General features: G+C 68.6%; 9 protein-coding genes and 1 tRNA gene. 1 reads left to right on the top strand and 9 read right to left on the bottom strand.

Features of this window, described 5'->3' with window-relative positions:
* Positions 1–30 precede the first annotated feature (30 nt).
* From GGQ63_RS01360 to GGQ63_RS01320, 9 genes are all read right to left on the bottom strand, one after another.
* Positions 31–106 (bottom strand) — tRNA-Val (locus GGQ63_RS01360).
* A 123-nt stretch (positions 107–229) separates the two neighbouring features.
* The gene (locus GGQ63_RS01355; RefSeq protein ID WP_183851798.1) at positions 230–502 is read right to left on the bottom strand and encodes an HU family DNA-binding protein; all 273 of its coding nucleotides are present in this window, start codon (positions 500–502) and stop codon (positions 230–232) included.
* A 210-nt stretch (positions 503–712) separates the two neighbouring features.
* Positions 713–3,142: an endopeptidase La gene (gene lon, locus GGQ63_RS01350; protein ID WP_183851797.1), complete on the bottom strand. Its 2,430-nt coding sequence runs from the start codon at positions 3,140–3,142 to the stop codon at positions 713–715.
* 261 nt (positions 3,143–3,403) lie between these two features.
* Positions 3,404–4,051 (bottom strand): helix-turn-helix domain-containing protein, encoded by a 648-nt coding sequence (locus tag GGQ63_RS01345; protein ID WP_281380083.1) that lies wholly within the window; start codon positions 4,049–4,051, stop codon positions 3,404–3,406.
* Positions 4,052–4,213: 162 nt separating this feature from the next.
* The gene (gene recJ / locus GGQ63_RS01340; protein WP_246429553.1) at positions 4,214–6,049 is read right to left on the bottom strand and encodes a single-stranded-DNA-specific exonuclease RecJ; all 1,836 of its coding nucleotides are present in this window, start codon (positions 6,047–6,049) and stop codon (positions 4,214–4,216) included.
* Positions 6,046–7,059, bottom strand: a complete 1,014-nt coding sequence (gene glpX, locus GGQ63_RS01335; protein ID WP_183851795.1) for a class II fructose-bisphosphatase — start codon at positions 7,057–7,059, stop codon at positions 6,046–6,048. The genes recJ and glpX overlap by 4 nt, the downstream gene beginning before the upstream one ends.
* 14 nt (positions 7,060–7,073) lie before the next feature.
* A complete protein-coding gene (locus tag GGQ63_RS01330) occupies positions 7,074–8,399 on the bottom strand; it encodes a homoserine dehydrogenase (RefSeq protein ID WP_183851794.1) in 1,326 nt (441 codons plus the stop codon).
* A gap of 29 nt (positions 8,400–8,428) precedes the next feature.
* On the bottom strand, positions 8,429–9,649 hold the full coding sequence (locus GGQ63_RS01325; RefSeq protein WP_183851793.1) for an LL-diaminopimelate aminotransferase: 1,221 nt from the start codon (positions 9,647–9,649) through the stop codon (positions 8,429–8,431).
* A gap of 87 nt (positions 9,650–9,736) precedes the next feature.
* Positions 9,737–10,111: a hypothetical protein gene (locus GGQ63_RS01320; RefSeq protein ID WP_183851792.1), complete on the bottom strand. Its 375-nt coding sequence runs from the start codon at positions 10,109–10,111 to the stop codon at positions 9,737–9,739.
* A 156-nt stretch (positions 10,112–10,267) separates the two neighbouring features.
* Here GGQ63_RS01320 and phaC point away from each other — a divergent pair, with 156 nt between their 5' ends.
* Positions 10,268–12,373, top strand: a complete 2,106-nt coding sequence (gene phaC, locus GGQ63_RS01315; RefSeq protein ID WP_183851791.1) for a class I poly(R)-hydroxyalkanoic acid synthase — start codon at positions 10,268–10,270, stop codon at positions 12,371–12,373.
* Positions 12,374–12,540: the final 167 nt, after the last annotated feature.

Genomic DNA, 12,540 nt, shown 5'->3' with positions numbered 1-12,540 from the left:
GGGGACAACTCGAAAAAGGCCATCCAGGAGTGGTGGGCGGTGAGAGACTCGAACTCCCGACATCCTCGGTGTAAACGAGGCGCTCTACCGACTGAGCTAACCGCCCTTCCCTCCGGCGCGTCCGGTTTAAGCGTTCGGAGCCGGCGCTTCAAGCGATCGAATGGAAACGGCCCCGCCCGGTCGCCCGGGCGGAGCCGTTTCCACATAACCCCTGACCCCACAGGCTACCTCAGTTGACCGCGTCCTTGAGGCCCTTGCCGGCCTTGAACTTCGGCGTGTTCGACGCGGCGATCTCGATCGTCTCGCCCGTGCGCGGATTGCGGCCTTCGGTGGCGGCGCGCTTGGCGACCGAGAAGTTGCCGAAGCCGATGATCTTCACTTCGTCGCCCGCCTTCAGGGCGCCCTCGATGGCCTTGAACGTGGCATCGACAGCTTCACCCGCCGAGGCTTTGGAAAGACCGGTCTGCTCCGCGACGGCCGCGATGAGATCGTTCTTGTTCATGGGGGGTCTTCCTTTCCCGTGAGCGTTCGGGGCCGGTCACGATTCCAGGAGAGAAAACGGCCGGCCGTGGCGGGACACTTTCCTCAACTCCGTCGGCGTTTCAAGCAGAAACGGCCGAATTCCGCCGTCCAGCGGGCGATTCTCCGAGAAAAACAAACGAAAACGCCCGCCGGAGAGGCGGGCGTCGTCGTCTCGGCCGGGCCGGCGCGGTCAGTGCGCCGTCAAGCCCGCCTTGTCGTCATCCTCGACAGAAGGCCGCGCGGGCTCCGCCTTGGTCTCGTCCCAGACGATCGGCGTCGGCTCGCGCACCAGCACGTGCTTCAGCACTTCGTCCATCCGGGCGACGGGAACGATCTCGAGACCGTTCTTGACGTTGTCCGGGATGTCGGCGAGGTCCTTCGCGTTGTCCTCCGGGATCAGCACCTTCTTGATGCCGGCCCGAAGCGCCGCGAGGAGCTTCTCCTTCAACCCGCCGATCGGCAGCACGCGGCCGCGCAGCGTGATCTCGCCGGTCATCGCCACCTCCTTGCGGATCGGGATGCCCGTCATGACCGAAACGATCGTCGAGGCCATCGCGATACCCGCCGACGGACCATCCTTGGGCGTCGCGCCTTCCGGCACGTGCACATGGATGTCGCGCCGATCGAACAGCGGCGGCTCGATGCCGAAATCGACGGCCCGGCTGCGGACATAGGAGGCCGCGGCCGAGATCGACTCCTTCATCACGTCGCGCAGATTGCCGGTGACCGTCATCCGGCCCTTGCCCGGCATCATCACGCCTTCGACCGTCAGGATCTCGCCGCCGACCTCGGTCCAGGCGAGCCCGGTGACGACGCCGACCTGATCCTCGAGCTCCGCCTCGCCATAGCGATAGCGCGGCACGCCGAGATACTGGTCGACATTCTCCTCGGTGACCTTGACCGTCTTCTTCTTGGTCGTCAGCAGCTCCTTCACCGCCTTGCGGGCGAGGGTCGCGAGCTCGCGCTCCAGATTGCGCACGCCCGCTTCCCGCGTGTACCGGCGGATGACCTGGCGCAGCCCCTCTTCGGACAGCGAGAACTCCTTCTCGACCAGGCCGTGATCCTTGACCGCCTTCGGCAGCAGATGCTTGCGGGCGATCTCGATCTTCTCGTCCTCGGTGTAGCCGGCGATGCGGATGATCTCCATCCGGTCCATCAGCGGCGGCGGGATGTTGAGCGTGTTCGCCGTCGTCACGAACATCACGTTCGAAAGGTCGTAATCGACCTCGAGGTAATGGTCGTTGAACGAAGCGTTCTGCTCCGGATCGAGCACCTCGAGCAGCGCCGAGGACGGATCGCCGCGGAAATCCATGCCCATCTTGTCGATCTCGTCGAGCAGGAAGAGCGGATTGGACTTCTTGGCCTTCCGCATCGACTGGATGACCTTGCCGGGCATCGAGCCGATATAGGTCCGCCGATGGCCGCGGATCTCCGCCTCGTCGCGCACGCCGCCGAGCGACATGCGGACATATTCGCGGCCCGTGGCCTTGGCGATCGAGCGGGCGAGCGAGGTCTTGCCGACACCCGGAGGCCCGACGAGACACAGGATCGGACCCTTCAGCGTGTTGGCCCGGCTCTGCACGGCGAGATACTCGACGATGCGGTCCTTGACCTTCTCGAGGCCGTAATGGTCGTCGTCGAGCACCTGCTGCGCGAAGGAGAGGTCGTTGCGGACCTTCGACTTCTTGCCCCAGGGCAGCGACAGCAGCCAGTCGAGATAGTTGCGCACGACGGTGGCCTCGGCCGACATCGGCGACATCTGGCGCAGCTTCTTCAGCTCGCCCTGCGCCTTGTCGCGCGCCTCCTTCGAGAGCTTGGTCTTGCGGATGCGCTCCTCGAGTTCGGCGAGCTCGTCGCGGCCGTCCTCATTGTCACCCAGCTCCTTCTGGATGGCCTTCATCTGCTCGTTGAGGTAGTATTCGCGCTGCGTCTTCTCCATCTGCCGCTTGACGCGGGAGCGGATGCGCTTCTCCACCTGCAGGACGGAGATCTCGCTCTCCATCAGGCCGAGAACACGCTCCAGCCGCTCCGCGACCGTGGCGAGAGCGAGGATCGCCTGCTTCTCGGGGATCTTGATCGCCAGGTGCGAGGCGACGGTATCGGCGAGCTTCGAATAATCGTCGATCTGCGTCACCGCGCCGACGACCTCGGGCGAGACCTTCTTGTTGAGCTTCACGTAGTTCTCGAACTCGGCGACGACCGAGCGGGCCATGGCCTCGACCTCGACCTCATTGCCGAGCTCGTCCGGCAGGCGCCGGGCATAGGCCTCGTAATATTGCTCGAGCGCGGTGTAGCGCTTGATGTGCGCCCGGGCGACACCCTCGACCAGCACCTTGACGGTACCGTCGGGCAGCTTCAGAAGCTGCAGCACGGTCGCGAGCGTGCCGACCGGATAGATGGATTCCGGCGCCGGATCGTCGTCGGACGGGTTCTGCTGCGTGGCGAGCAGGATCTGCTTGTCCGCGCGCATCACCTCTTCGAGGGCGCGAATGGATTTCTCGCGGCCGACGAAGAGCGGCACGATCATGTGGGGGAAGACGACGATATCGCGGAGCGGCAGCACCGGATGGAGCTCGTCGCCGGAAGGAATGCCGATCGAGCGCGGATTGTCGGCGGGCATGTCTTCGTCCTTTCAGCCCGCGGCCGGGGAGGCCGGGGTCTCGGGCGGGCGACCGGATCCGGAGGAACGGGGCCGGTCGACTCGCGGGGCAGGTGCGCCTGGCAGCGCGTTGACCATTAGGTGGCGTTGGTCCCGGGGGGTGTCAAGCGGCCGGCCTTCGCCATAGCAGCACGCATGGCGGCCCCGCGAAAGCGGCGGGTTACCCGCGCGCCGCGCCCGCTCCGCGGGGGGGACGGTGCCGGCCAGCGAGGACGCCGCGGTTCAGCCGAGAACCTTGGACGCGCTCTCGGTCCGGCCGACCGGCTGGGCGGCCGCTGCCGCGAGGCCGCCGTCGCTGAGTGGGGTCGCGAAATCGACGAAGAGCGGCTGCGTCCCGACGAGGATGGCATCGACGGGCTGGTCGGTCGGGTTGTGCACCTTATGCGGCCGCTGCGGCGAGAAATGCAGGGAATCCCCGGCATTGAGTTCGTAGACCGTGCCCTCGATCGCGTAGCGCAACGTGCCGCTGAGGATGTAGACGACCTCCTCGCCCTCGTGCGTCGACGTCTCCGAGAGGTAATGCGGCGGGATGCGCATCTTCACCGCGCTCAGCGACTGGCCCTGCGCCTCGCTCGACAGGCGCTCATAGACGATCCAGCTCGGATGCAGCGAATAGACGGCGCGATCCTCGCGGCGGGTGACGCCGTTCGGAATCTCGACGGCCTGCAGAAACGCGTTGATCGACACGTCGAGTGCGCGGGCGATCGTCACCAGCGAGGAGAGCGAGGGCGTCGTGATGTCCCGCTCCACCTGGGAGAGAAATCCGATCGACAGGCCGGTCGCGTCCGCGACGCGCTGCAATGTCAACCGGCGCGCCTTCCGCGCGTCCCGAATACGGTCTCCGATCTTAACACTTTCGTCGCTTGGCATCGCCGCTACCCCACCCCACAACCGTGTTGCTGGACGGACGACCGCCCCCGATCATCCTCCGGACGCCCGGCTGCGGCCTACCGGCAGCCGGGCGACACCCCTGCCCACAACCGTTTTACCCTCTGATCTTCCAAGAGAAAACGCGGTTGCACCCGCGTATCTTCACATTTGCGCCGGTTGTGCGGCGTCAATCAGCCTTAATCGCGCCTGCCGCCGTCCGTTCCAGTGTTCGACGGAGAGCGTCCCGGCGACGTGCAGCGGCCTGCCGCGCGCGGCGAGCAGAGCCCGGCCGAGCGGCCCGTCGGCGGAGCGGAAGGCGATTCCCTTCAGCACCGCGTCGCCGCCCGAGAGCGTCACGCGGACATGGCCGCTGCCGACCACCTCGGCATAGGTGACGTGGTGGGCGGGAAAGGCGAGCACCGGCTCCGGATGGCCGGCACCATAGGGCCCGGCCCGTTCGAGCCGGTCGACGAGCTCGGGCGTCGCCGCCCGGGCAGTGAGCGCCGCGTCGACGAGGAGCGCGTCGGCGGAGCGCGCCGCACTCGCCTGTTCCGCAAGGTGCTCGTCGAGAAAGGCGCGGAAAGCGCCGAGCTTCTCCCGGGCGATGGTCAGGCCAGCCGCCATGGCATGGCCTCCGCCCTTGACGAGAAGTCCGGCCTCGACCGCCGCACGGACCGCCACGCCGAGATCGACGCCGGCGATCGAGCGGCCCGAGCCCGTGCCGAAGCCATTGCCGGTCAGCGCGATGGCGAAGGCGGGCCGGCCGAATCGCTCCTTGAGCCGCGCCGCGACGAGACCGACGATGCCCGGATGCCACCGTTCGCTCGCGGTGACGAGCACGGCCGGTCCCGGCCCGCCGCCGATTTCGGCATCGGCCTCCGCGACCGCCTCCTCGACCATCGCCGCCTCGACCGCCTGGCGCTCCTGGTTCAGCCGGTCGAGTTCGACGGCGATCGCCTCGGCGCGGGCCGGATCGTCCTCGGTGAGCAGCCGGGCGCCGAGCGCCGCATCGCCGATCCGGCCGCCGGCATTGATGCGCGGACCGATGAGGAAGCCGCAATGCCAGGGCGCCATCGGCCCCTCGCAGCGCGCCACCGTCGCGAGCGCGGCGAGGCCGACATTCGAGCGCGCGCGGGCGAGCATCAGGCCCTTGGTCACGAAGGCGCGGTTGAGCCCCTTCAGCGGAACGACATCGCAGATCGTGCCGAGCGCGACGAGGTCGAGCCAGCGCAGCAGATCCGGTTCGGGCCGAGCGGACCCGAAGGCGCCGCGACGGCGGAGCGCCCGGTTGGTGGCGACGAGCGTGAGGAAGGTCACGCCGACGGCGGCGAGATGGCCGAGGCCCGAGAGATCGTCCGGCCGGTTCGGGTTGACGAGCGCGACGGCCGGCGGGCCCGCCGCGCCCATCTGATGGTGATCGAGAATGACGACGTCGAGGCCGAGCTCCGCCGCCTCGCCGAGCGCCTCATGGCTCGTCGCGCCACAATCGACCGTGACGAGCAGGCGATGCCCCTCCCCTGCGAGCAGCCGGATCGCCTCCCGATTCGGGCCGTAGCCTTCGAAAATCCGGTCGGGGATGTAAATCCGCGGCGTCGGCCCGAGCGCGGCGAGATAGCGGAAGAGGAGCGCCGAGGAGGTGGCGCCGTCGACGTCGTAGTCGCCGAAGATCGCCACCCGTTCTCCGGCTGCGACGGCATCGGCGAGCCGCTCCGCAGCCGCCTCCATGTCGGTGAGAACGGCGGGATCCGGCATCAGCCGGCGCAGCGTCGGGTCGAGAAAATCCACCGCCTCGTCGATGCCGACGCCGCGGCCCGCCATCACCCGCGCGACGAGTTCGGGAATGGCGTGCCGCTCGACCATCGCGGCCGAGGCGCGCGACTCGATCACGCCGAGCCGGTCGCGCCAGACGCGGCCGGTGACCGATTCGGAGACGCCGAGGAAGATCGGACCGTGCGAGGGATCGGGGTGCCGGCCCTCGGCCCGGCCGGAGCCGCTCAACCCGCCTCGTCGAACTTTTCCAGATCCTGGTGGGTCGCCTTGATCCACCGAACCGTGCCGGTCGAGGAGCGCATCACCACCGTGTCGGTGGTGATCCCCGTCTTGCCGAAGCGGACGCCCGACAGCATGTTGCCGTCCGTCACGCCTGTCGCGGCGAAGAGCACGTCGCCCCGCGCCATCTCCTCATGGGTGAAGACACGGTTGATGTCGACGACGCCCATCCGCGCGGCGCGCTGGCGCTGCTCCTCGGAATGCGTGACGAGCCGGCCCTGCATCTGGCCGCCGATGCAGCGCAGCGCCGCCGCGGCGAGAACGCCCTCCGGCGCGCCGCCGATACCGAGATAGACGTCGATGCCGGTCTCGTCCGGGCTCGTGGTGTGGATCACGCCCGCGACGTCGCCGTCGCCGATCAGGCGGATCGCGGCGCCGGTCGAGCGCACCTCCTCGATCAGCTTGGCGTGGCGCGGCCGGTCGAGGATGCAGGCGGTGATCTCGGCGACCGACACGCCCTTCTCGCGGGCGAGCACGCGGATCGTCTCGGCCGGCGGCGCATCGATATCGATCAGGCCGGGCCGATAGCCGGGACCGATGGCGAGCTTCTGCATGTAGACATCGGGCGCGTTGAGCAGGCTGCCCGCCTCGGCGATCGCGATCACGGCGATCGAGTTCGGCTGGTTCTTGGCACAGATCGTGGTGCCCTCGAGCGGGTCGAGCGCGATGTCGACCTTCGGGCCGCTGCCGGTGCCGACCTCCTCGCCGATATAGAGCATCGGCGCCTCGTCGCGCTCGCCCTCGCCGATCACCACCGTTCCGGAGATCGGCAGCCGGTTGAGTTCGTTGCGCATGGCGTCCACCGCGGCCTGGTCGGCCGCCTTCTCGTCGCCGCGGCCGCGCAGGCGTGCGGCCGCAACGGCGGCCCGCTCGGTCACACGCACGAGTTCGAGCGTCAGGATGCGGTCGAGTCCCTTGCCGGCACGGCGGGCGGGCTTCACGGCGAGCTCCAGATCCATCGGGGTGGCCTCCATCAGGCGAGCGGCTCGATGCGTATCACTTGCGGCTGTTCGGCAATATGACCGTCCGCCGTCACATTGGCGAGGGCCGCCTTCACCTGAGCCTCGGCGGTGTCGTAGGTGACGAGGACGACCGGCTGCGGCTCGAGCGGCACGGGATGCTCCGGCGCATCCGAGCGCGGCGCGCGGCGGCGCTGGACGATCGATTCGAGCGAGATGCCCTGCTCGGCCATGCGGCCGGCGATCGCCGCGAAGGCGCCGGGCCGGTCATAGACGGAGAGGCGGATGTAATAGCCGCCCTCGTGCCGCGGCATGGTCGCCCGCCGATAGGGTGCGAGCGCCGTCGCCGGCCGGCCGAACGTGCCGATCAGATCGCCGCGGGCGAGATCGGCGATGTCGCTCATCACCGCCGAGGCGGTGGCGTCGCCGCCGGCGCCCGGCCCCTGCAGCACCAGCCGGCCGACGAAATCGGCCTCGACCGCCACCGCATTGGTGACGCCGTCGATCCGGGCGATCGGCGAGGACTTCGGCACCATGGTGGGGTGGACGCGCTGTTCGATGCCGCTGTCGCTGCGGGTCGCGACGCCGAGCAGCTTGATACGGTAGCCGAGCTCGTCCGCCGCCTCGATGTCGGCGGAGGTGATCGAACGGATGCCCTCGACATAGATCGCCTCGGCGTCGATCTCGCTGCCGAAGGCGATCGCCGTCATCAGGGCGAGCTTGTGGGCGGTGTCGTGGCCGTCGATGTCGAAGGTCGGGTCGGCCTCGGCATAGCCGAGCCGCTGCGCCTCGGCGAGGCAGGCGTCGAAGGACAGCCCTTCCCGCTCCATCCGGGTGAGGATGTAGTTGCAGGTCCCGTTGAGGATGCCATAGACGCGCGAAATCGTATTGCCCGCAAGGGCTTCGCGCAATGTCTTGATGATCGGTATGCCGCCGGCCGCCGCTGCCTCGAAGTTGAGGCTGACGCCCATCGCCTCGGCCTTGCGGGCGAGCGCGCCGCCATGGGCGGCGAGCAGCGCCTTGTTGGCCGTGACGACGTGCTTGCCGGCGTCGAGCGCGGCGTTCACCGAGGCGAGCGCCGAGCCTTCCGCGCCGCCCATCAGCTCGACGAAGACGTCGATGTCCTCGGCACGGGCGAGCGCGACCGGATCGTCCTCCCAGCGCATCGCCGAGAGATCGACGCCGCGATCCCGCCCGCGGCTGCGGGCGGAGACCGCCTGGATCACCACCGCCCGGCCGGACCGGACGGCGAGCTCGTTGCCGTGCCGCTGGACGAGCCGCACCAGCGAGGCGCCGACCGTTCCGAGACCGGCGACGCCGAGCCTGAGGGCATGCTGCATGGTTCCGTCCCGAAGACGGCCCGGCCGCTCTACCGCCGGGCGCTGCTGATGGGGACGACGTTGTGCAATGTTTTGTCAGCCGTTTCAAGGAAGCGGCGGATGTTGCGGGCGGCCTGCCGGATGCGCTGCTCGTTCTCGACGAGGGCGATGCGGACATGGTCGTCGCCGTGCTCGCCGAAGCCGATGCCCGGGGCGACCGCCACATCCGCTTTCTCGATCAGGAGCTTGGCAAACTCGACGCTGCCCAGCGCGCGGAACGGCTCCGGAATCGGCACCCAGGCGAACATCGAGGCGCGCGGCGGGGGAATCACCCAGCCGGCCCGGCCGAAGCTGTCGACCATCACGTCGCGCCGCCGCTTGTAGGTCTGGCGCATCTCCTCGATGCACTCCTGCGGGCCGTTCAAGGCCGCCGTCGCGGCGACCTGGATCGGCGTATAGGCCCCGTAGTCGAGATACGACTTGACCCGCGCGAGCGCCGCGATCAGCCGCTCATTGCCGACCGCGAAGCCCATCCGCCAGCCTGCCATCGAATAGGTCTTCGACATCGAGGTGAACTCGACCGCGACATCCATCGCGCCCGGCACCTGCAGGATCGAGGGCGGCGGCACGTCGTCGAAATAGATCTCGGCATAGGCGAGGTCCGACAGCACGAAGATATCGTGCTTGCGGGCGAACGAGACGACGTCGCGGTAGAAGTCGAGATCGGCGACGTGCGCCGTCGGGTTCGACGGGTAGCACAGCACGACGGCGATCGGCTTCGGGATCGAGTGCATCACCGCGCGCTCCATGGCGCGGAAGAACTCCGGCCCCGGCTCGGAGGGCACCGAGCGGATCACGCCGCCGGCCATCAGGAAGCCGAAGGCGTGGATCGGATAGCTCGGATTGGGACAGAGCACGACATCGCCCGGCGCGGTGATCGCCTGCGCCATATTGGCAAAGCCTTCCTTCGACCCGATCGTCGCGACGATCTGGGTGTTCGGGTCGAGCTTCACGCCGAAACGGCGGGCGTAATAGCCGGCCTGGGCCTTGCGCAGCCCGTTGATGCCGCGCGAGGCGGAATAACCGTGCACATCCTCGCGCGCCGCGGTCTCGGCGAGCTTTTCGACGATGTGCTTCGGCGTCGGCAGGTCGGGATTGCCCATGCCGAGATCGACGATGTCTGCGCCTGCGGCCCGAGCGCTCGCCTTCAGCCGGTTGACCTGCTCGAAGACGTATTGCGGCAGACGCCGCACGCTGTGGAACTCGCTCATGGCTCCGCTTCCGCTCAATGCCCGGTTTGCCCCGCCGAACCGCCGGCGACGTCCCGTCCGGGCGACGATCGAATTGTCTTCACGCCCTCATTGCGGGCATTTCGTGGCGTCGTCTGCGCCCTGCGCGCCACATTCGAGCTCGCGCAGCCGGTCCTCGCCATGCGTCGCCGCGCGCTTCTGCAACTGGTCGCCGGCCGCGTTCTGCTTCGCCGCGACCCGGGCACCGCTGCGCGCCGAGGCCTGCGACGCGCGGCGCTCCAGATCGGCGCGGGCCTTGGCCTGCTCTTCCGGCGTCAGCAGCTTGCCGGGCGGCTGGCCGCCGGCCTGGTTGATGTTCGGGTAGGCGCCCGGCCGCTCCATCTCCGGATCCTTGTCGGTGAGATTGGCGAGCGTCGAGGAACAGCCGGCGAGCGTCAGGCCGACGGCCACCGCCATCGCGACCCGACCGAACCGTCGCGTCATCACAGCGCAATGCATTTCGGTAGGCTCCCACGGGCAGGGTGAGCGAAGGGTCAACGGCTCCGCCATATCTCTGGCGCCGGGAAACTATTACACTCCACGCGGGATAGGAAGGCGGCCATCCGGAACACCGGAGGCGGGAACGTAAAAGGGGAGAGAATGGCGAAGCGGCCGAAGGCGGGCGAGGAGAATGGAGCGGCCGAGACGGGTGCGGAGACCGCGCCGACCGCAAAGCCGAAGCGGACGGTGCGGACGGCGCGGAGTCGGTCGGCGGCCGCCTCCCCCGAGCTCCGTCCGGCGCCGGAAGCGGAGCCGCAGCGTCCGCCCTCCAAGCCGCGGCGCCCGGCGCGGGCCGCGAAGGCCGCAGCGCCCGTGCCGTCCTCAGAGCGAATCGCGCTCGCCACCGAACCGCCCCCGGCGACCGTCGCGCCCCGCGAGCGACCCGCTGTGAAGCCGGCCCCCGGCGCCGCCGAACGGCCGCCGCTCAGCTTCGTGCCGCGCGATCCCGAGGCCTTCGCGAAGAACCTCTCGCGCCTCATCGAGGAGGCCGGCAAGGCCGCCACCGCCTTCATCAAGCCGCGCCAGGAAGGCAAGGTCGAAAGCGACTATTCCGAACAGATCAGCGACGTGGTGAAGACGCTCGCCGAGGTCGGGGAATACTGGATGGCCGAGCCGGAGCGTCGCGTCGAGGCGCAGACCCGGCTGATCGGCGGCTATCTCGCGCTGTGGAACAGCTCGATGCGCCGGATGATGGGGGAGACGGTTCCCCCCGCTGTCGAGCCCGACCCGCGCGACAAGCGCTTCCAGGACCCGGAATGGTCGGAGAACCAGTTCTTCGACTTCCTGAAGCAGTTCTATCTGATCACCAGCCGCTGGGCGGAGGCGATGGCGACCGAGGCCGATTCGCTCGCGCCGCATGTCCGGCACAAGGCGGAGTTCTACGTCCGGCAGATCGCGAGTGCGATTGCGCCCTCGAACTTCCTGCTCACCAATCCCGAGGTGCTGCGCACGACTCTCGACGAGAACGCCGAGAACCTCGTCCGCGGCATGAAAATGCTCGCCGAGGACATCGAGGCCGGCGAAGGCGACCTGCGGCTGCGCCAGACCGACTTTTCCCGCTTCCGGGTCGGCGTCAACCTCGCCACCACGCCCGGCAAGGTGATCGCCGAGAACGGCGTCCGCCAGCTGATCCAGTACAGCCCGTCGACCGAAACCGTCATCGAGCGGCCGCTCCTGATCGTGCCGCCCTGGATCAACAAGTTCTACATCCTCGACCTGACGGCGGAGAAATCCTTCATCAAGTGGTGCGTCGACCAGGGCCACACCGTCTTCGTCGTCTCCTGGGTGAACCCGGACGAGGAGCAGGCGCAGAAATCCTTCGAGCACTACATGCGCGAGGGCATCCTCGAATCCCTCGACGTCATCGAGGAGGTGACGGGCGCCCACGCGGTGAACGCGATCGGCTATTGCGTCGGCGGCACCCTCCTCGCCTTCACCCTCGCCTATATGGCGGCGCAGAACGACCGGCGGATCGCCTCGGCGACGCTGCTGACGACGCAGGTCGATTTCCGTCACGCCGGCGACCTGAAGGTCTTCGTCGACGAGGCGCAGATCGACGCGATCGAGAAGACGATGGGGGTGCGCGGCTATCTCGAAGGCAGGAAGATGGCCGCCGCCTTCAACATGCTGCGGCCGAACGACCTCGTCTGGCCCTATGTGATCGGCAATTACTTCAAGGGGAAGGAGCCGGCGCCCTTCGACCTGCTCTACTGGAACGCCGACGCGACGCGGATGCCGGCGGCGAACCACTCCTATTACCTGCGCAATTGCTACCTCGACAACCGGCTGGCGCAGGGGCAGCTGACCGTCGACAATGTCCGCCTCGATCTCGGCCGCGTCACCGTTCCCCTCTATAACCTCGCCACCCGCGAGGACCATATCGCGCCTGCCCGATCGGTGTTCCTCGGCTCGTCCTTCTTCGGCGGGCCGGTCACCTTCGTCCTGTCCGGATCGGGCCATATCGCCGGCGTCGTCAATCCGCCGGCGCGCGGCAAATACCAGTACTGGACCGGTCCGGCGCCGAAGGGCGACGGCTATGACAGCTGGCTCGGCGCTGCGCAGGAGCATCCGGGTTCGTGGTGGCCGCATTGGCAGGCCTGGGTCGAGCGGCAGGCGTCCGACCGGGTGCCGGCCCGCACCGTCGGCAGCGCACGATACAGACCGATCGAGGACGCGCCCGGCCGCTACGTCGCACGCCGCTCGTGACCGGCCGCAGGGTCCCGCCCCGCCGCGGAACGCCGGATTGCGGCGGAATTTCCGCCGTCCGAGATTAAGTTTCCTTAAGTTGCCGCGGCCGGCGGGGTCGACGAAGCTGCCCGCATGATCGGCGCCCCCGCCGGTCGATCCGACCCTCGTCGGAGGCGGTTCACTCG

Source organism: Prosthecomicrobium pneumaticum, assembly GCF_014199915.1.
Taxonomy (GTDB): Bacteria; Pseudomonadota; Alphaproteobacteria; order Rhizobiales; family Kaistiaceae; genus Prosthecomicrobium; species Prosthecomicrobium pneumaticum.
This window is presented reverse-complemented; position numbering and strand designations above follow the sequence as displayed.